The organism is Leucobacter luti, assembly GCF_050310065.1.
GTDB classification, from domain to species: Bacteria; Actinomycetota; Actinomycetes; order Actinomycetales; family Microbacteriaceae; genus Leucobacter; species Leucobacter luti_B.
In genome coordinates, this window is sequence record NZ_CP190007.1 from 2,221,912 (window position 1) to 2,241,010 (window position 19,099).

At 70.2% G+C, this 19,099-nt stretch carries 17 protein-coding genes; 7 read left to right on the plus strand and 10 right to left on the minus strand.

Annotated elements, in window-relative coordinates; translation table 11 throughout:
* The first annotated feature begins 41 nt into the window (after positions 1 to 41).
* Complete coding sequence (locus ACOPJ3_RS10185; protein ID WP_427869057.1) at positions 42 to 1,112, plus strand: hypothetical protein; 1,071 nt, start codon at positions 42 to 44, stop codon at positions 1,110 to 1,112.
* Here ACOPJ3_RS10185 and ACOPJ3_RS10190 read toward each other — a convergent pair.
* The 3 genes from ACOPJ3_RS10190 to ACOPJ3_RS10200 all read right to left on the minus strand — a co-directional run bounded on the left by ACOPJ3_RS10190 (position 1,096) and on the right by ACOPJ3_RS10200 (position 5,065).
* Positions 1,096 to 2,529 (minus strand): MFS transporter, encoded by a 1,434-nt coding sequence (locus tag ACOPJ3_RS10190; RefSeq protein WP_427869058.1) that lies wholly within the window; start codon positions 2,527 to 2,529, stop codon positions 1,096 to 1,098. The two genes, ACOPJ3_RS10185 and ACOPJ3_RS10190, sit on opposite strands and share 17 nt — an antisense overlap.
* Positions 2,530 to 2,600: 71 nt before the next feature.
* Positions 2,601 to 4,115 (minus strand): RsmB/NOP family class I SAM-dependent RNA methyltransferase, encoded by a 1,515-nt coding sequence (locus tag ACOPJ3_RS10195; RefSeq protein WP_427869059.1) that lies wholly within the window; start codon positions 4,113 to 4,115, stop codon positions 2,601 to 2,603.
* Complete coding sequence (locus ACOPJ3_RS10200) at positions 4,112 to 5,065, minus strand: methionyl-tRNA formyltransferase (RefSeq protein WP_427869060.1); 954 nt, start codon at positions 5,063 to 5,065, stop codon at positions 4,112 to 4,114. Before ACOPJ3_RS10200 ends, ACOPJ3_RS10195 begins: the two co-directional genes overlap by 4 nt.
* 197 nt (positions 5,066 to 5,262) lie before the next feature.
* Here ACOPJ3_RS10200 and trpB point away from each other — a divergent pair, with 197 nt between their 5' ends.
* Positions 5,263 to 6,507 carry a tryptophan synthase subunit beta gene (trpB, locus tag ACOPJ3_RS10205; protein ID WP_427869061.1) on the plus strand — a complete coding sequence of 415 codons (1,245 nt, stop codon included), beginning with the start codon at positions 5,263 to 5,265 and terminating at the stop codon, positions 6,505 to 6,507.
* A gap of 707 nt (positions 6,508 to 7,214) precedes the next feature.
* Here the strand turns inward: trpB and ACOPJ3_RS10210 are convergent.
* The 4 genes from ACOPJ3_RS10210 to ACOPJ3_RS10225 all read right to left on the minus strand — a co-directional run bounded on the left by ACOPJ3_RS10210 (position 7,215) and on the right by ACOPJ3_RS10225 (position 11,638).
* Entirely contained in the window at positions 7,215 to 9,293 is a 2,079-nt protein-coding gene (locus ACOPJ3_RS10210; protein WP_427869062.1) for a hypothetical protein, read from the minus strand.
* A 6-nt stretch (positions 9,294 to 9,299) separates the two neighbouring features.
* Positions 9,300 to 10,493: a methionine adenosyltransferase gene (gene metK / locus ACOPJ3_RS10215; protein ID WP_427871216.1), complete on the minus strand. Its 1,194-nt coding sequence runs from the start codon at positions 10,491 to 10,493 to the stop codon at positions 9,300 to 9,302.
* A 118-nt stretch (positions 10,494 to 10,611) separates the two neighbouring features.
* The gene (rpoZ, locus tag ACOPJ3_RS10220; protein WP_427869063.1) at positions 10,612 to 10,893 is read right to left on the minus strand and encodes a DNA-directed RNA polymerase subunit omega; all 282 of its coding nucleotides are present in this window, start codon (positions 10,891 to 10,893) and stop codon (positions 10,612 to 10,614) included.
* A gap of 97 nt (positions 10,894 to 10,990) precedes the next feature.
* A complete protein-coding gene (locus tag ACOPJ3_RS10225) occupies positions 10,991 to 11,638 on the minus strand; it encodes a hypothetical protein (RefSeq protein WP_427869064.1) in 648 nt (215 codons plus the stop codon).
* Between the two features lie 117 nt (positions 11,639 to 11,755).
* Here ACOPJ3_RS10225 and ACOPJ3_RS10230 point away from each other — a divergent pair, with 117 nt between their 5' ends.
* A complete protein-coding gene (locus ACOPJ3_RS10230) occupies positions 11,756 to 12,619 on the plus strand; it encodes an acyl-CoA thioesterase (RefSeq protein WP_427869065.1) in 864 nt (287 codons plus the stop codon).
* A gap of 21 nt (positions 12,620 to 12,640) precedes the next feature.
* On the opposite strand, the gene ACOPJ3_RS10235 is transcribed toward ACOPJ3_RS10230, so the two are convergent.
* Positions 12,641 to 13,108: an acyl-CoA thioesterase gene (locus tag ACOPJ3_RS10235; protein ID WP_427869066.1), complete on the minus strand. Its 468-nt coding sequence runs from the start codon at positions 13,106 to 13,108 to the stop codon at positions 12,641 to 12,643.
* Positions 13,109 to 13,310: 202 nt separating this feature from the next.
* On the opposite strand from ACOPJ3_RS10235, the gene ACOPJ3_RS10240 reads away from it, so the two are divergent.
* Positions 13,311 to 14,285 carry an IS481 family transposase gene (locus ACOPJ3_RS10240; protein WP_427869040.1) on the plus strand — a complete coding sequence of 325 codons (975 nt, stop codon included), beginning with the start codon at positions 13,311 to 13,313 and terminating at the stop codon, positions 14,283 to 14,285.
* On the opposite strand, the gene ettA is transcribed toward ACOPJ3_RS10240, so the two are convergent.
* Complete coding sequence (ettA, locus tag ACOPJ3_RS10245) at positions 14,282 to 15,964, minus strand: energy-dependent translational throttle protein EttA (protein ID WP_427869067.1); 1,683 nt, start codon at positions 15,962 to 15,964, stop codon at positions 14,282 to 14,284. The two genes, ACOPJ3_RS10240 and ettA, sit on opposite strands and share 4 nt — an antisense overlap.
* A gap of 126 nt (positions 15,965 to 16,090) precedes the next feature.
* The gene (locus ACOPJ3_RS10250; RefSeq protein WP_427869068.1) at positions 16,091 to 16,585 is read right to left on the minus strand and encodes a DUF6993 domain-containing protein; all 495 of its coding nucleotides are present in this window, start codon (positions 16,583 to 16,585) and stop codon (positions 16,091 to 16,093) included.
* Positions 16,586 to 16,861: 276 nt separating this feature from the next.
* On the opposite strand from ACOPJ3_RS10250, the gene ssb reads away from it, so the two are divergent.
* The 3 genes from ssb to ACOPJ3_RS10265 all read left to right on the plus strand — a co-directional run bounded on the left by ssb (position 16,862) and on the right by ACOPJ3_RS10265 (position 19,006).
* Entirely contained in the window at positions 16,862 to 17,338 is a 477-nt protein-coding gene (gene ssb / locus ACOPJ3_RS10255; protein WP_427869069.1) for a single-stranded DNA-binding protein, read from the plus strand.
* A 182-nt stretch (positions 17,339 to 17,520) separates the two neighbouring features.
* The gene (locus tag ACOPJ3_RS10260; protein ID WP_427869070.1) at positions 17,521 to 18,246 is read left to right on the plus strand and encodes a hypothetical protein; all 726 of its coding nucleotides are present in this window, start codon (positions 17,521 to 17,523) and stop codon (positions 18,244 to 18,246) included.
* Positions 18,247 to 18,289: 43 nt separating this feature from the next.
* Complete coding sequence (locus ACOPJ3_RS10265; protein ID WP_427869071.1) at positions 18,290 to 19,006, plus strand: DUF2510 domain-containing protein; 717 nt, start codon at positions 18,290 to 18,292, stop codon at positions 19,004 to 19,006.
* Positions 19,007 to 19,099: the final 93 nt, after the last annotated feature.

Here is a 19,099-nt window from a genome sequence, read left to right on the forward strand (position 1 = left end):
AGACTAGGCCCTTTCCCGCCTCTGCACTCTATGGTGGTGGTATGAGCGAGCACCACGAACCCACTGAGGCTCAGCAGCAGGGCCTGGGCCACGCCCAACCGTCGATCCCGACCGGTGGCCTCACGCGAGGAGCGGCCCTCGGCATTGTCGCGGGCGCGCTCGTGGTCCTCGCGGGCGCGATTGTCGCGGTCGTCATCTACAACGCGGGGCTCCCCGATCGGCCAGGCAAGGGCGCGAACCGGGCCGATGCCGCGAAAGTCGTCGAGGACTACCTCGACGCGCTCGCGGAAGGCGACGCGGCGACCGCCCGTTCGCTCGTCGGCGGCACCGGCGCCGACCCGCTGCTCTCGCAGGAGGCCCTCGACCGCTCAACCGAGATCGCGCCCATCAGCGACATCACGGTGTCTGATGAGGACTATTTCTCGCCCCGCGGCCGCTCCTCCGTGCAGGCCTCGTTCATGATCGGCGACTACCCGGTCACAAGGGATTTCAGTCTGCGTCAGGACGCCTCGGGCTGGCGGATCGACGACGGGCTGATCGACGTCGACCTGTACGGCTTCGATGGCTACGGTGTCGAGATTAACGGCGTCGCGCTCGACTCGGAGATCACGGCGCGGGCGTTCCCCGGCGGTTACGAGCTCGGCTTCGAGAACGAGAACTTCGAGGCGCCGGTGGACGAGGTCACGGTGATCGCCTACCCGGGCGACGGCGGCGCGCTGTCGGTCGGCCCGCCGAGCCTCACGGACGAGGCGATGGAGAAGTATCGCGCCCTCGTGAAGGAGTCGCTCGACGAGTGCCTCGCGATGACCACGATCGACACCCCGTGCGGCATGGCCGTCGAGGCGTACAGCGAGGGCGACGCGGCGAAGCTCGACGGCAAGGTGAAGCGTTCGCTGACCGTGAGCGGCCGGGCCGCGCTCGCCAGCATCACCGCGACGCCTGAGCCGGGCATCCCCGCCGTCGTCTCGACGATCGAGTCCAGCATCGACACGCGCGTCGAGATCGAGGGCGGCACGGTGGACGAGAAGCTCATGGCCGCCAGCGCGACCCCGCTCGGGATCGCCTACGTCGACTTCAGCGGGGACGAGCCCACGATCACGTGGGAGGACTGACCGGGGCCGCGCTCGCGTAGCTTCGCGAGAGCACCCGGAAGGGGCGGCTGAGGAGCGCCGCCCCGGCGAGCACCACCATCGCGAGGCCCGACCAGAAGAAGACGAGCGCGATGCCCCGGCTGTCACCCTCGCCGAGCAGCCACGACCACTGCCGGGCGCCCGCCTCCGTGTCCATGAACGGCACGATCCAGAACTCGGCGATGAACGCGATGAGGAACGAGGAGACCGGCGCGGCCGCCGCCTCGAACGTCATCGCGAGCCCGAAGACGCGCCCCTGCTTCTCGTAGGGCACGACGCGCTGGATCACGGTTTGCTCGGCGGCCTCGACGGCGGGCATCATGACCATGAACAGCCAGATCCCGCCGATGAACAGCCAGTGCCACTCGCGGATCGTGAACACCATGCCGAGCGCGCCGAGCGCGGCCACGAGGATGAGCATCGTGCGCACGGGGTTCTTGCCGAGCCCCCACTTCGCGACGATCGCGCCGCCCACGAGGAAGCCCGTCGAGGCGATCCCGAACACGAGCCCCCAAACCTCGACCGGGAACTGGTCGAGCCCGTAGGGATCGAGGAGCGCCATGAACACCCCGCCCGAGAGGTTGTTCAGCGTCGTGAAGAAGACGAGGGCGAGGAGTCCCGGCACCGCGAGGATCGCGGCCATGCCACCCCGGAAGTCGACGTGGCTGCGCGTCGGATCCCGCACAATCTCGGGCTCAGCGATGCGCAACACGTGGAGGTGAGCGATCGGCACCGCGGTGAGCACGGTCGCGAGCACGATCGTCCACCCCATCCCGAGCAGCCCGACGGAGAGCCCGCTGAAGACGCTCGTCGCAATGAACGCGAGGCCCTGCACCGTGCCGACGAGCCCGTTCGCGTTCGCGTGGCGCTCGCTCGGCACGAGCAGCGTCACCGTCGTCGAGAGTGCGAGGTTGCGCAGCAGCTCGACGACGCAGCCCGCGAGCACGATGAGCGTGAAGAGCCAGAACCACGGGCCGTCGAGGCGGAGCAGCTGATCCCCCGGTACCAGCAGGTAGAGCGCGCACGCCACGATGAACGCGCCGAGCGAGGACCACGCCGAGATGAGCATGACCTGGCGCTTGCGCAGCCGATCCACGAGGGAGCCGAACCACATCGAGCAGCCCGCGATCAGGATCATGTAGGTGCCGCCGAGGACCCCCGTCGCGAGGATGCTCTTCGTCTCGAGGTATACCCAGAAGACCACCGCGAACCACAGGAAGTTCGTCACGAGGTTCGCCACGCCCGTGTTCACGAGCACGTGCAGGAACGTGCGCTCGCCCGCGGGCCTCGGCGCGGCGGCGCCCGGCGCGCTCGCGGCGTCTGGCGCGCTCGCGGGATCCGGCGCCTCGGCACCTCCCGGCGCCGCAGCGCCGCCCCCTCCCATGGGTTCCTGACTCATGGGAAAAGGCTAAACCGGACCACTGACATTCACGAGGCCTCCGGCAAAAAACCTCGCGCGTTCTCTCCCGGTCAGGCCTTCGTGATCAGGGAGATGAACATCGCATCCGTGCCGTGCCGGTGCGGCCAGAGCTGCGCGCTGAGCGCGTCGCCCGGCAGGTCGAGCGGCCCGCGCGCGACCTCCTGCACGGCCTGCTTCGCGTCGAGCTCAGTGAGCTCCGGGTGCCGCTTCAGCAGCCCGTCGACCGCGACCCGCGTCTCCGCGAGGTGCGGCGAGCACGTCACGTAGGCGAGCACGCCCCCGGGTGCGAGGTGGTCGACGGCCGCCTCGAGCAGCTCCCGCTGGAGGCCCGTCAGCCCGGGCAGGTCGCCCGGCTCCTTGCGCCAGCGCGCCTCGGGCCGCCGCCTGAGCGCCCCGAGGCCGGAGCACGGGGCGTCGACGAGAATGCGGTCGAAGGATCCGGGGCCGTAGGCCGCGTCGTCGCGCCCGTCGTGGGAGACGACCTCGACGGCCTCCGCGACCGGCTCGATCGAGCGCCGCACGAGATCGGCGCGGTGATCCGACACCTCGTTCGCCCGCACCGTCGCGCCCGCCGCGAGCGCCTCGGCCCCGAGCACCGCCGACTTTCCGCCCGGGCCAGCGCAGAGGTCGAGCCAGCGCTCCCCCGCGGCGGCCGGGCGCACCCGCGTGAGCGCGAGCGCGGCGAGCTGCGAGCCCTGATCTTGCACTCGCACGAAGCCCTTGCGCGCACCGCATGCGTCGATAGCCCGGGCAGGATCGCCTCCCGCAAGCTCCAGGCCGATCGGCGAGGGGCCGGCGAGCTCGAGCGCTCGGGCCTCCGCCGCGGTCTCCGCGTCGACGCCCGCGCCGAGCAGTACGGCGAGGCTCACGCGCGGCGGCCGGTTGTCCGACTCGAGCAGCTCCTCCAGCTCCGCCCCGCGGCCCTCGAGCTTGAGCGCGTCGCGCAGCGCGCGCAGCACCCAGGCCGGGTGCGAGGTGCGGGCGGCGAGCGCCTCATCGGCGTTCCGCGCCTCCTCGGCGATGCGGGCGTCCCACTCCTCGTTCGTCGCGCGGCCGACCGCGCGGAGCACGCCGTTCACAAATCCGGCCGCGTTCTGATTCGCGACGAGGCGCTGCAGCTCGACGCTCTCGTTCACAGCGGCGTGATCGGCGGTTCTCATGCCGAGCAGCTGGTGCACGCCGAGGCGAAGCACGTTGCGGGTGCGCCCGTCCACCTGCTCGATGCTCCTCCCCGAGGCGAGCTCGATAATCCGGTCGTAGCGCCCGCGCAGGCGGAGGGATCCCGCCGCGAGCTCCGTCGCGAGGGCGGCGTCGCGCTCGTCGAGGCCCGCCTCGCGGATCCGCGCCGGGAGCGCGAGGTTCGCGTAGGCGTCGCGGTCGTCGACGTCGCGCAGCACGTCATACGCGACGAGCCGCGCCTGCGAGACGCGGCCCGAGCGCTTCCGTTCGCCGCCGCCGTCGCCGGACCGCCGCGCGCCCCTCGGCCCGTCGTCACTCCTGCGCGGGCCGCGGGGCCCGCCGCTGCGCCGCTGATCCCGGCCGCGATCCCGATCCTGCGCGCTCACGACAGCACCGCCTCGCCGCCGCGGCCACGCAACCAGGCGGCGCCGTCCATGGCCGGCTTCCCCGCGGGCTGCACGCTCACGAGTTCGAGCTCCCCGCCGGCAAGGCTCAGGATCGCCCGGCCGCCGCGCAGCCGCACGGCGCCCGGGGCAACGGCCGCATCGGGATCCGGCGCGTCGGGATCCGGCGCCGCGGGATCCGGCGCCGCGGGAATCGCGAGCCGGCGCAGCTTGAGCGGCTGCCCCTCGTGCACGACGAAGGCGCCGGGCTCGGGCGTGACGCCCGCCCAGTGCGCGAGCACCTGATCCCGCGCCCGATCGAGATCGAGGCGGCCGTCCTCGCGGGTGAGCTTGCGCGCGTAACTCGGCTCCCCCGTCTGCGGCTCGCCGGCTTCGGGGTCTGCGGCGAGCGCGTCGATCGCGCCGAGGAGCGCGGCCGTGCCGAAGCTCGCGAGTTCGGTGAGCGCGTCGCCCGCGCTCGTCCCCCGCGGAAACTCCCGGTCGTCCCGGGTCAGCACGTCGCCGGCATCGAGCGCGGCGACCAGTCGGAACACCGTCACCCCGAGCCGCTGCTCGCCCGCCTCGAGGGCGCGCTGGACGGGCGCTGCGCCCCGCCACCTGGGCAGCTCGGAGAAGTGCAGGTTGATCCAGCCGCGATCCGGGGTCGTGAGCAGCCGCTCCCGCACCAGGCCGCCGTAGGCGACGATGACCCCGAGCTCCGCGCCGAGCGCGGCGACCCAATCGGTCGCGGCCTCGTCGAGCCGGTTCGCCTTGAGGACCGGGATCCCGAGCTCCTCGGCCGCCGCGGCGACGGGCGAGGGCGTGAGCACGCGCTTGCGCCCGAGCGGGGCGTCCTCGCGCGTGACGACGCCCGCGATCTCGTGGCCCGCCTCGGCGATGGCCCGGAGGCTCGGCACGGCGAACTCGGGTGTTCCTGCAAATACGATCCGCATCCCCCTATTCTCTCAATTCTCGCGGGCGATTGCGGCCAGCGGCATTTGCGCTACACTCACAGCATGCACAACGCGAATCAGTGGTGGACCGCCTAGGCGGTCCCCTCCTCGCATCTGCATGCACCCCGACACCGCCTCCTCGTAGGCGGTGTTTTTTTACGTCTTCGAGTGGCGCAATGAAGCAAAGGAACCACCCCATGACCAGCACTGACGTCTCCTCATCCCCGTCTCCGTCTTCTCCGACCCCCTCCGCTGAGTTCCGCGCGGACGCCTCGGGCTTCTTCGGCGAGTTCGGCGGCGCGCATCTCCCGCCGTTCCTCGTCGAGCCGATCGCCGAGGTCGCCGCGGCCTACGCCGAAGCGTCGCAGGATCCGGAGTTCCAGGATCAGCTCCAGGCGCTCCTCGCCCGCTACGTCGGGCGGCCCTCGCTCCTCTACTTCGCGGAGAACCTCACCCGTGAGCTTGGCGGCGCGCGAATCTACCTGAAGCGCGAGGACCTGAACCACACGGGCGCCCACAAGATCAACCACTGCCTGGGCGAGGCGCTGCTCGCGAAGCGCATGGGGAAGAAAAAGCTGATCGCGGAGACGGGCGCGGGGCAGCACGGCGTCGCGCTCGCGACGGCCGCTGCGCTCGTCGGACTCGAGTGCGAGATTCACATGGGCGCGATCGACGTCGAGAAGCAGCACCCGAACGTCGTGCGCATGGAGCTGCTCGGCGCGAAGGTCGTCGCGGTCGAGGAGGGCGGGCGCTCGCTCAAGGAGGCCGTCGACTCGGCGTTCGGCGTGTACGCCGCCGCGCCAGACGAGTACTTCTTCGCGATCGGATCCGTCGTCGGGCCCCATCCTTACCCCTCGATGGTGCGCGACTTCCAGTCGGTCGTCGGCCGCGAGGCACGGGCACAGATCCTCGCCGAGGAGGGGCGCCTGCCCGACGTGCTCGTCGCCGCCGTCGGCGGCGGATCCAACGCCCTCGGCCTCTTCGACGCGTTCCTCCCTGATGAGGGCGTGCGCATCATCGGGGTCGAGCCCGCCGGCGAGGGGCTCGAGGGCGACCGGCACGCCGCCACCATGACGCTCGGCACCCCCGGCACGCTCCACGGCATGCGCACGAAGGTGCTGCAGGAGGAGTCGGGCGAGCCGTCCCCCGTGCACTCGATCGCGTCCGGGCTCGACTACCCGGGCGTCGGCCCGCAGCACGCGCACCTCGAGCAGATCGGGCGTGTCGAGTACCACTCGGTCACCGATGAGGAGACGCTCGAGGCATTCCTGAAGCTCTCGCGCGTCGAGGGCATCATCCCCGCGCTCGAGTCGTCGCACGCGCTCGCCGAGGTGATGAAGATCGCCCCCACGCTCCCCCAGGACGCCATCATCATCGCGAACCTCTCCGGCCGCGGCGACAAGGACGTGGACTTCGTGGCGGATCGACTCCGCGGGGCGTAGGGGTCGGGATCCGGGCCCGGATCCGGGGCCTGCGCCTGGGGCTGGGTCTGGGCCTGGGTCTGGGTCCGGGGCTGGGCGTGGGCCTGGGTCTGGGCCTGGGTCTGGGCCTGGGCCTTGGCCTGGGGTCAGGGCCTGGGCTCGGGCCCGCCGAGTGGGCCGAAAGGCCCCATTCCGCCCGCCGAGTCGGCCGTAAAGCCCCATTCAAGCCCGCGAAAGGGGCCTTTAGGCCGACTCGGCAGTGGGAGGGGAGCTCGCGCCCGCGCGCCCGCGCCCGCGCCCGCGCCCGCGACGCGAGCCTCGCATCCACGCACAGACTTGACACTCGGGACATGCACAAGCCCCCTGCGCGACTCCACCACGCCCGAGTGGGCCGAAAAGCCCCATTCCGCGCGCCGAGTCGGCCGTAAAGCCCCATTCAAGCCCGCGAAAGGGGCCTTACGGCCGACTCGACCAGGGGGCGGGGAGGGAGAGCCAACGCCGCTCGCGCCCGCACCCGCGGCGCGAGCCTCGCACTCGCGCACAGAGTTGACACTCGCGACAAGCACAAGCCCCCTGCACGACTCCACCACGCCCGAGTGGGCCGTAAGGCCCCATTCCACCCGCCGAGTCGGCCGTAGAGCCCCATTCAAGCCCTCGAAAGGGGCCTTACGGCCGACTCGACCGCGGAGAAGCAAGCGGGCGCAGCGCCCGCAGCGCGCCCCCAACCCTCAGCTATCGAAGACGCCGCGGTCGTCGAAGCGGAGGCGGAGCGCCTCGGGGCGGGCGCGCCCGGGCGCGCGCCCCTTGCTCCGCGCGGAGGATCCCGCGGCGTCGGCGACGAGCGCCCCGCGCAGGCGGCTCGCGACCTCGGCCCCGCGCCCGTAGTCGAAGCGCACGATGGCGCGGACGATCCCGGGCGGCGTGCGGTTCGGGCCGCCGGCGGGGACCGGCGTCGGGCCGAGATGGTCGACGCCGTCGATCCCGCGCAGCCCGGAGAGCGCGCGCTCGACCTCGTCTGGCCCGCCGCTCACGCTCGCGACGCGCACGGCCGGCGGGTACCTGAGCGCCTGGCGATCCCGCAGCTCCCCGCGCAGCCATTCCTCGGTGCGCCCAGTCACGAAGGCCTGCACGACGGGCCCGCCGCCGGAGGCCATGAGGCAGAGCCCGTCGGGCGCCGTGAGCGCCGCCGCGTTCTCCCACCACCGTAGGCAGTCCTCACCGGCGCGCAGCGTTTCGAGGCTGAGCAGGCGTTCCGCGTCGAGCAGCACGACCGCGCGGTAGCCGCCAGCGGCGAGGGGCTCCGCGCCGCGGGTCGCGACCACGAGCGCGGGGCGCCCGTCGACGCGTTCGCGCGGGTGTTCGCCGTCGCTCAGGATCACCCGCGCGCCCTGGAACTGGCGCTCGAACTGTACGACCGTGCGCCCGGATCCCATGCCGCGCTCCTCGAGCCTGCGGCCGTCGCAGGTGCCGCAGCGCCAGTCGCTCGCGTACTCGCCGCACCAACGGCAGGACGCGCGGCCGACCGTGCGGAAGCCGATGGGGCCCGCGCACTTCAGGCAGCGGGCAAGGTCGCCGCACTCGCCGCACACGGCGACCGGCGCGTAGCCAGGCGTCGCGACCTGCACGAGCACGGGCCCGGATCGCAGCCCCTCCCGGATCGTGCGGGCGGCGAACTCGGGCACGCGCCCCGCGAACGCGTCGGGCGAGATCGAGGCGTCGGCGTGCACGATCCGCGAGCGCCTCGGCGGGTTCTGCTGCGCACGCACGTAGCCGAGCTCGACGAGCCGCTGCACCTCCTCGCTCCGCGCGTGCGAGGCGAAGAACAGCCCGGCCCCGGTCTGCTCCGCGCGCACGAGCGCCGCGTCGCGCGCGTGCACGTACGGCGACAGCGGCTCCGCGAGCACGGGGTCGCCGTCGTCCCACATGATGATCGCGCCGAGCTCGTGCGCGGGCGCGTAGACGGCCGAGCGGTTGCCGAGCACGATCCGCGGCTCCGGATCGAGCGCCCGCAGGAACCCTGCGTAGCGCTCCGCGTTGGACTGCCGCGAATCGACGCGCACGACCTCCTCGTGGCCGAGCGCCGCGAGCGCGTCACGGAGTTGGTCGAGGTCGCGGTAATCGGGTGTGATCAGGATCGCGCTGCGCCCGCGGGCGAACACCTCGAGCGCGAGTCGCGCGAGCTGCGCGGCCCAGCCGCCGACCCACTCGCCCGTGTGCAGGCGCTCGGGACCGTGCGAGGCGGTGAGGGCGAGGCGCGCGCCTTCGATGAGCGACGCCGCGATCTCGCCTTCCGCCGCCGAGTCGGCAGCGGGCTCGCCGGCGGGCGGATCGCCGCCAGCCGTCTCGCCGGCGGGCGGATCGCCGCCAGCCGTGTCGCCGGCAGGCGCATCACCCGCAGCCTCGCCCCCGGCGGCGGCCAGGTGCTGCTTCTCGACGCGCACCTGCCTGGTCGGGATCGCGAGCCGCAGAATGTCGCCAGCGGATCCGCCTGCGCGATCCGCGACGGCGCGCGCGAGCCGCCACACCTCGGGGCTCAGCACCGGCACCTCGCCGACGAGGTCAGCGATGTGGGCGAGCTCTCCCCCGAAGTCGCTGCGCTCGGCGAACTCGACGACGTAGCCGAAGCTCTTCCGGTCGCGCGAGCGGAACGGCACGCGGACGCGCTGGCCCACGCGCAGCCGCTCGGCGAGCTCCGCCGGGATGGCGTAGTCGAACAGGTGGTCGAGCTGCGGCAGCGCCGAGTCGAGCAGCACTCTGGCCACCGGGCGCCCCGCGGGCGCCTCGGCGAGTTCGAAGGCGCTCGGCACGGCGCCCTACGCGCCTGCGGCAGCGCGGAGCTCGGCCACGCGCGGGGTGGCCTCCCAGGTGAAGTCGGGGAGCTCGCGGCCGAAGTGGCCGTACGCGCTCGTCTGCGCGTAGATCGGTCGGATCAGCTGCAGGTCGCGGATGATCGCGAGCGGCCGCAGGTCGAACACCTCGCGCACGGCCGCCTCGATCCGCTCCCGCGGCACCGCCTCCGTGCCGAAGGTCTCGACGTAGAGGCCGACGGGGTGCGCGCGCCCGATCGCGTACGCGACCTGGAGCTCGGCGCGCTTCGCGAGCCCGGCACGCACGACGTGCTTCGCGACCCAGCGCATCGCGTACGCGGCCGAGCGATCCACCTTCGAGGGGTCCTTGCCGCTGAATGCGCCGCCGCCGTGGCGGCTCGCGCCGCCGTAGGTGTCGATGATGATCTTGCGGCCGGTGAGGCCGGCGTCGCCCATGGGGCCGCCGATCACGAAGGGGCCGGCCGGGTTGATGAAGAGCTCGGCGTCGGCGCTCGCCAGCTCGACGCGCTCGAGCACGGGGCGGATCACCTCGCGCTCGACGGCCTCCTGGAGCGCGGGCTGCGAGATGCTCGCGGCGTGCTGCGTCGAGAGCACGACGGCCTCGATACTCGCCGGGGTGTCCCCCTCGTAGCCGATCGTGACCTGGGTCTTGCCGTCGGGGCGCAGCTCAGGCAGGATCCCGGACTTGCGCACCTCCGTGAGTCGCTCGGCGAGCCGGTGCGCGATCCAGCTCGGCAGCGGGTGCAGCTCGGGCGTCTCGTCGGTCGCGAAGCCGAACATGATGCCCTGGTCGCCGGCGCCCTGCCGGCTCAGCTCGTCGTCAAGGGATCCGCTGCGCTCCTCGAGCGACGAGTCGACCCCGTCCGCGATGTCGGGCGACTGCTGACCGATCGACACGGACACGCCGCAGGAGGAGGCGTCGAAGCCCATCTCCGAGCTCGTGTAGCCCACCTCGCGCACCGCCTCTCGCACGATCTGCGGGATCTCGACGTACCCGCTCGTCGAGACCTCCCCCGCGACGTGCACGAGGCCCGTCGTGACGAGCGTTTCGACGGCGACGCGCGCCCCCGGATCCTGCGCGAGCATCGCGTCGAGGATCGAATCCGAGATCCGGTCGCAGATCTTGTCGGGGTGCCCCTCGGTGACCGACTCCGAGGTGAACTGGCGCAGCGACACGATGACTCCTAGTGATTCGAGGGGGGCGATGGATGGCGCAGCGGGGGCGAAAAACGCCGGTGGCGCCGGACCCACTCAGGGTATCCGACGCCACCGACACTGCTGCGAGTGCAGCGAAAGATTACGCCTCGGCGTCGACCTCGGGGGTCTCCTCCGCGCGCTTCGTCATGGTCAGCTTGCCCTCGACGATCTCGTGCAGCGCGATCGACAGCGGCTTGTCGTCCACCGACGAGTCGACGAGCGGGCCGACGTTGTCGAAGAGGTTGCCGTCGTGCAGATCGGTGTAGTAATCGTTGATCTGGCGGGCGCGCTGCGAAGCGAAGATCACCAGGGCGTACTTCGAATCCACCTTCTCGAGCAGGTCGTCGATGGGCGGGTCGATGATGCCGTTGGGGTTGGCCATGTGCACACTCCTAAAGTTGACCTCCCTATCTTAGCTGAGGTTCGCGATTCTCGCTGAGACGGCCGCCGCGCGGGCGCCGGATCCGGCCGCCGCGCCGTCAACCGAGGATCGAGCGCACGAGCACGTCGCCCCGGCCCGTCGAGAGCCTCGTCCAGGTGAGTGAGCGCGTCACGATCGCGTGCTCCTCGTCGCGGAGGAATCCCGCGGTCTCCGCGGCGAATGCGGCGGCGGCCGGGATCCCCGGCGCGATCTCCGCGCCCCAGACCTCTGCGCGCACCTTCTGCACGACGGCCTCGCCCGGGCTCTCGGGCAGCGCGTCCGCAACCCGCGCGATCCCCTGCTCAGCGACGGCCCCGAGGGAGGGCGCGTCGATCACGCCCGCGCTCTTCCAGCCGTGCGTCGGGGGCAGCACGCCAGCCCAGGCCGACATCATCGTCACGTCCGGCACGTCGAGCGACAGCCCGATGATCCCGAGCCGAGCGATTCGGTCGAGCAGCGCGCGCGCCTGCACCGTCTCATCGACGGGCTCAACGGGCGCCTCGGCCAGCGCGAACGCCCGCATGACGAGGACCACGGGCACCGGATCCGTGATCCCCCGCGGCGCCTGCGTGCAGCCGAACACGGCGAGCCGCGCCCCTCGGGTCGTGATCCGGACCTCCGGTTCGCCGGCGCGGAGCAGCCGTTCGAGGAAGATCCGCAGATCGTCTCGGGTGGCGTGATCGGCGAGCTGCAGGGATTCTGACATGGTGCCCCCAGCCTAGCCCCGGCCGCCGCGCCGCGCGGGGCCGAAGCCGCCGGGCGTCCGGCCCGCGCCCCTAGACTGAGAAGGCAGACCGTCTTCGCCGCCGAAGCAGGAGGACCCATGACCGCTTCACCCGATCTCCTCACGATGCTCTCCGTGCTCGATTCCGGCGCGCGGACCCGTGAGGACATCCTGACCGGACCAGCATTTCCGACGCCGCACGGGCGCTCGTTCGGCGGCCAGGTGCTCGGCCAGGCGATCGCGGCGGCCGGCACGACCGTGTCGGAGGACCGCCCGATCCACTCGATGCACGGCTACTTCGTGCGGCCGGGCGACAGCGACGAGCGCATGACGTTCGAGGTGGCCCGCCTCCACGACGGCCGCTCCTTCTCGACGCGGCGTACGCAGGCCTACCAGGGCGGCGAGGTGCTCATGTCGATGATCGCCTCGTTCCAGGATCCGGACGACGGCGTCGAGCACCAGGAGCCCATCGATCTCTCGGAGGTCCCGGATCCCGAGTCACTGCCGTCCGTCTGGGAGAAGTACGGGCACCTCGCGGGCAACGGCCGCGCCTCCTGGGTACTGAACAGGCCCTTCGACTTCCGCTACGTGGAGTCGGACATCATCCTCCAGGTCGCCGAGCGCACGAACCGGCAGCGAGTGTGGCTGCGCAGCCGCGACAGCTTCGACCACGGCCAGCTGCTGCAGGCGGCGGCCCTCGGCTTCGCGAGCGACTACCTGCTGCTCGAGCCAATCGCGCGCAAGCACGGGGTGCCGTGGGCGACGCCGGGGATGCGCGCGGCGAGCCTCGACCACGCGATGTGGTTCCATCGGCCGTTCCGCGTCGACGAGTGGCTGCTTTACGAGCTCGACTCCCCGACCGCGCAGGGCGGCCGCGGGCTCACCCACGGCCGGTTCTACGACCGCGACGGCAATCTCGTTGCGAGCGTGGCTCAGGAGAGCATGTTCCGCGTCCCGGAGTAGGATCCGGATCCGGATCCGGCCTCAGCTCCTCCGGAACGTGACAGGCTCGTCCATCCACTGGGCGACCGAGGCGCGGCCCTCGTCCGACAGCCTGACGGGCCGCATGGTGACGCCGTCGACGATCACGATGTGGGAGATCGCGCGCGCCACGACCGCGCGCTCAGTGGAGGAGCCGTCGAGGATCTCGTAGTGAACCTCGAGGCTGGAGCCGCCGAGCTTGCCGATCCAGAGATCCACGGTGACCGGGCGGTCGGAGTACTCGAGCACCCGCACGAACTCGATCTGCTGGTTCGCGACGAGCATCTTCGGCCCGTTGGGGTCGTCTCCGCGGAAGTGACGCTCCATTCCGGTGCGCTCGCGGCCGCTGCCGAGCCAGAACGTCCGCACGCGCGCCTCCTCGAGGAACCTGGCGAACGCGACGTTGTTCACGTGCCCGTAGGCGTCTTGATCGCCCCATCGCAGCTCGATGTCGACGTGCGTGCGCGCCATCCGCGTCCCTCTTTCCTGCTTGCCTGCACATGCGAAGTGCGCGGCCCCCGGAAGTGGGGACCGCGCACTCAGCCTATTACCGCTCGGGCGGCAGCCCGGCGCGCCTAGTTGTATTGACCCGGATGGTTGTTGACATGAGAGAAGCCCCCGGTGTCGAGTTGGAGCTGTCTAGTTCTACATCTCGCACACACGGAGGCTTCTCATGTCCCACGCTAACGCCCGATTGGCTCCCGCGGGCCGTTTGATCATGATTCAGCGCATCCAGTCGGGGCGTGCGGTCGCGCATGTTGCCGCTGAGATGGGCGTCTCGCGCACGACCGCGTGGCGGTGGTGGCGCAGGTTTCAGGAGCTGGGGATCGCGGGACTTGCTGATCGATCCAGTGTTGCCCGGACACATCCCCAACGTACGCATTCGTGTGTGGAAACCCGGGTACGGATCATGCGGGCACTCACCCGTCGCGGCCCCGTGTTCATCGCCGGGAAGCTCGGCCTGCACGCCTCGACCGTCGGGCGCGTACTGCGTCGCCATCACACCCCGTTGTTGCGTGAATTGGACCCAGTCACCGGGACTGTGATTCGTGCTTCTCGCCGGTCGGCCAAGCGATACGAACACGAGTATCCCGGCTCGTTGATCCATATCGATGTGAAGAAACTCGGCCGCATCCCTGACGGAGGAGGGTGGCGCCTCCACGGACGAAGCGAACGCCCGAACCGGAAACGCGGACAGGGCTATGACTACGTCCACACCGTGATCGATGATCACTCTCGGGTCGCGTACGCCGAGATCCACGACGACGAGAAAGGTATCACCGCGGCCGGTGTCCTCGAACGCGCCATCAGGTTCTACGCGTCACTCGGGGTGCGAGTCGAACGCGTCATCAGTGACAACGCGTTCGCGTACCGGCATTCCGCCGCGTTTAAAGACGTCATCACCCAACACCGCATTCAGCAACGGTTCATCCGCCCCCACTGCCCCTGGACGAACGGGAAAGTCGAACGCCTCAACCGAACGCTCGCGACCGAGTGGGCATACGCCAGACCCTGGACTTCCAACACCGACCGCAGAGCAGGGTTGCGGGCCTGGCTGAACTACTACAACCTAGACAGACCCCACCTCGGCATCCAAGGCCAAACTCCAATCGACCGAATCAACAACGGTCGAGGTCAGTACACCTAGTCGCGCGTGAGCTTCCGGTAGGTGACGCGCGACGGCTTCGCGGCGTCGGCGCCGAGGCGCTCGATCTTGTTCGCCTCGTAGGCCTCGAAGTTGCCCTCGAACCAGTACCAGTTCGCCGGGTTCTCCTCCGTGCCCTCGTAGGCGAGGATGTGGGTCGCGATGCGGTCGAGGAACCACCGGTCGTGGGTGATGACCACGGCGCAGCCGGGGAACTCGAGGAGCGCGTTCTCCAGGCTCGTCAGGGTCTCGACGTCGAGGTCGTTCGTCGGCTCGTCGAGGAGGAGCAGGTTGCCGCCCTGCTTGAGCGTGAGCGCGAGGTTCAGTCGGTTCCGCTCACCGCCCGAGAGCACGCCCGAGGGCTTCTGCTGATCCGGGCCCTTGAAGCCGAACGTCGAGACGTAGGCGCGGGACGGGATCTCGGTGTTGCCCACCTGGATGTAGTCGAGCCCGTCGGAGACGACCTCCCACACGGTCTTCTTCGGGTCGATCCCGCCGCGGCTCTGGTCGACGTAGCTCAGCTTGACCGTGTCGCCGATCTTGAGCTCGCCGCCGTCGAGCTCCTCGATCCCGACGATCGTCTTAAAGAGGGTCGTCTTGCCGACGCCGTTCGGGCCGATGATGCCGACGATGCCGTTGCGCGGCAGCGAGAACGAGAGCCCGTCGATGAGCGTGCGCCCGTCGAAGCCCTTGTTGAGGTTCTTCGCCTCGAGCACGAGGTTGCCGAGTCGCGGGCCAGCCGGGATCTGGATCTCCTCGAAATCGAGCTTGCGCGTGCGCTCGGCCTCCGCGGCCATCTCCTCGTAGCGGGCGAGACGAGCCTTCGACTTCGCCTGGCGGCCCTTCGCGTTCGAACGGACCCACTCGAGCTCCTCCTTGAGGCGCTTCTGGAGCTTCTGGTCCTTCTTGCCCTGCACCTCGAGGCGCTCGGCCTTCTTCTCGAGGTAGGTCGAGTAGTTGCCCTCGTACGGGTGCAGGCGGCCGCGGTCGACCTCGCAGATCCAGGTCGCGACGTGGTCGAGGAAGTATCGGTCGTGGGTCACGGCCATGACCGCGCCCGGGTACTTCGCGAGGTGCTGCTCGAGCCAGAGCACGCTCTCGGCATCGAGGTGGTTCGTGGGCTCGTCGAGGAGGAGCAGGTCCGGCTTCTCGAGGAGCAGCTTGCAGAGCGCCACGCGGCGCTTCTCGCCGCCGGAGAGGTTCTTGACGATCGCCTCGGACGGCGGGCAGCGGAGCGCGTCCATCGCCTGCTCGAGCTGGTTGTCGAGATCCCAGCCGTCGACGGCGTCAATAGCCTCCTGCAGCTCGCCCATCTCGGGGAGGAGCTTGTCGTAGTCGGCATCCGGGTTCGCCATCTCTGCGGAGATCTCGTTGAACCGGTCGAGCTTGCCCTTGATCTCGGCGACGCCCTGCTGCACGTTCTCGAGCACGGTCGCGTCCTCGTCGAGCTCGGGCTCCTGCATCAGGATCCCGACCGAGTACCCGGGGGTCAGGATCGCCTCGCCGTTCGACGGGGTGTCGAGGCCCGCCATGATCTTCAGGATCGTGGACTTACCGGCGCCGTTCGGGCCGACCACGCCGATCTTCGCGCCAGGCAGGAAGGCCATGGTCACGTCGTCGAGGATCACCTTGTCGCCGTGCGCCTTGCGCGCGCGAACCATCTGGTAAATGTACTCAGCCATATACTCTCTCGGGCGCGGGGGCGCCCAGAACTCCCTTAGTGAAAATGGTGGGTTGCAGTCACCCTCTACTGTAGCCGGAGCGGGTGACATTCGGACCGCTGCGCGGGCCGGATCCGGGCCCCTCGGCTACCAGGTGATCGGGTTGGTCTTGCCGATCAGGCAGATGTCCTGGTTCGGACCGAGCGCGGGCTCGTTCTTCGCGACGAAGCTCCGGTCCTCGGCGACGAGCTGACCGACCAAGCAGTCGGCGCCGAAGCGCACCGACACGAAGATGTTGTCGGCAGGCAGGCCGGTCTTCGAGCTGTCAAAGCTCACCTGCATCAGGCTCTTGTCGAAGCCAGCATCGATGAAGGCGCGGGACACGGGCTCGCCCTTCACGACGCCATCGCCCGCCGCATACTCCCGCAGCACCTCGGTGAAGAACGGCAGGTTCTCCTCGGCGCTCCCACCAGGGACGAGCTCCGGCTTCACCTCCGGCTTCGCCGGCGTCTCGCGCTTCGGCGTCACGGGGGTCGGTCCCTCAAGGAGGGCGCAGCCGCTCAGGAGCGCCGCGGCACAGCTCAGCGCGAGCGCGGCCGCCACCACGCGGCGCGATCCGCGGCTTGTCTGGGAGTGAGGCACCCGCCCAGTGTACGGGGGCGGTGCTGGGAGACGGTGCAGACGCGGCAGTGTGCGCAGATTCTGATTCTCACTCACAGATCCGCCGTGGCGGCGAGTGGAGGCCGAGTTGTCCACATATTCGCGCGGCCCCACCCGTTCGCGCCGCGCGCACCCCACCATGGTCGTGTGCCGACGGGTCGGAGGCTGCACGGCCCGGCCCGTCGGTGCACACGGGATCACGAACACCGGATCGACCCGGCGCGCCCGCGCCGGGTCAACGAACGAAGGAGCATCAGGATGCCAACACCCATCTGCGTCGTCGGAACGATCGCCACCGATCTGCGCTATTCCCAGACCGGCGGCAAGGCCGCCCTGTGCAGTTTCCGGCTCGCGAGCCACGAGCGCCGCTACGACCGGGAGCAAGCGCAGTGGGTCGACGGCGAGGTCAACTGGTTCACGATCGTCTCGTTCCGTGGGCTCGCCGAGCACGCGAGGGACTCGTTCGCGAAGGGCGACCGCGTGATCGTGAACGGGCGGCTCCGGATCCGGAGGTGGGAGACCGACGAGAAGTCCGGCACCGCGGTCGAGGTCGAGGCAGACGCCCTGGGGCACGACCTCAGGTGGGGCGTCACGAGCTTCACCAAGCGGTCGACGGGCGCGTCGTCGGTGCAGGCGGTCGAGGCGCCTGCTCCGACGCCGACGCCCGACGGGCAGGAGTCGGGAGATCAGCCGCAGGCCGTCCGCGGGGACGGTTTCGTGCCCAACGCGGCGTGACCGACCCGCGACGCGGGGCCGCGGGCAACTCGGGATGAAAATCACCCGCGGCGGCACAACAGAGTCAATACCCTGATCCTGTCAAGGTTTTGCGATGAGAAACCGACCGCGTCCCGCGCACGGCGTCCGCCCTGCTCGGTGAGAACTCCCTGATGAGCCGCTGGCCCACCTATGATGGCGCTATGGAGCAAGCGGCGAAGCCTTCCGTATTCAGCAAGCCCTGGTACTGGGTTCTCATCGGGCTCGGTCTCGTGGCCATCGTCGTGCTGTCGCTTCTGGCCGTCACGGCCCGCGCCGGCGCCGAGGGCCAGAACGCCTCTGCGGCACAGGGGTCCTCCGAGAAGCAGACCCCACGCGAATACGGGGACGGGGCAAGCCCCCAGGCGGCCCTGAAGCCGGGGACCGAGGTCGAGGCGACGTACGGCGCCGACTGGGTCGACCCCGAGTCTCCGGATTCGGAGGTCGTCGACAGTCTCGCAACGATCACGGTCGTCGGCGCGAACTTCGACGCGACGGCAGAGGCCCTCGCGGAGGACCCGTGGGCCGACCTCATGCTGGAGCCCGACGAGAAGCTCGTCATCGTCGACCTCGAGATCACCAATCACGCAAGCACCCAGTCGCTGAGCATTCTTGGCGCCGAGATGATCCAGCTTGAGGACGAATCGGGCGAGCTGTATCGCATGGACGTCGTCCGTGTGGCGCTCGATCAGGAGGAGGTGCCCGGGGCACAGTTCCCGAAGGATGAGCCGGTGACGGTCGTGGCGGTGTACACCGTGCCCAAGGAACTGAACGCGGGCAACACAGCCGTGCGCATCCAAACGAACACCGAGCTCGACCCCAAGGGGTCGCAGGACATCGACGATCCCAACGCCTTCCTGCGCACCTACACCTACTCCGCGACCGAGTGATGCGAGCAAGCGACTCGCCCGTCCACCGACCCGAAGGAAACTCATGAACTCCGTGCAGCCGGGATGGTACCCCGATCAAACAGGTACGCTCCGCTGGTGGGACGGCCAGCAATGGACCGAGCACACGCAGGCGGCGCCGGATCAGCCGCAGTACGTCGAGCAGCCCGGGGAGGCGGCGCTCGAGCCGAGCCCATCGTCCGGGAGGCTCCGCCACATTGGAGCCGCGATCGCGATCGCCGCCGTCGTGGGGCTCGGGGTCGTCGTCGCGGGAGCGGCGCTCGTGATGAGCCTGGCTGGACCGCAGGCCCCGGCGGAGGCCTCATCGAAGACCGGGTCCTCCCAGGAGGGCGCAGACGGCAAGGCTGGCGGGGACGCGGAGAACCCGCCCCCGCTCGTCCCCCACGAACCCGTGAGCGCCGAGCAGCAGAAGGTGCTCGAGGAGACGGTCGCGAAGTACAACAGCGCCTTCGAGACGCAGGATTGCGCGCTGTACACCGAGACGACGAGCAGCACGTTCAGGGAGAACAACGGCGAGTGCACGTCGAAGGAATACTTCGCGGGCATGGAAATCTCGGACCACAAATCCAAGACGATCCGGGCGACCGAGGTTTCGGACGCGGTTGCGCCGCTCTACGAACTCCGCGTCGACGAGACGTTCATGCTGAACGGCGAACCGTTCGAGGCGCGCCATGCCTACGTCCTCACGGACGACCCGGACACGGGCAAGCCCATCATCGAAATTCTCATCGACCGGAACTAGAAGCCCCGGCGCGCGTCGGCACGTTGTCGTTCCGGAGGGCGTGGTGAAGATTTCCACGTCCGCCTGCACCCGCCTCGATTTCTGCATTCAGCT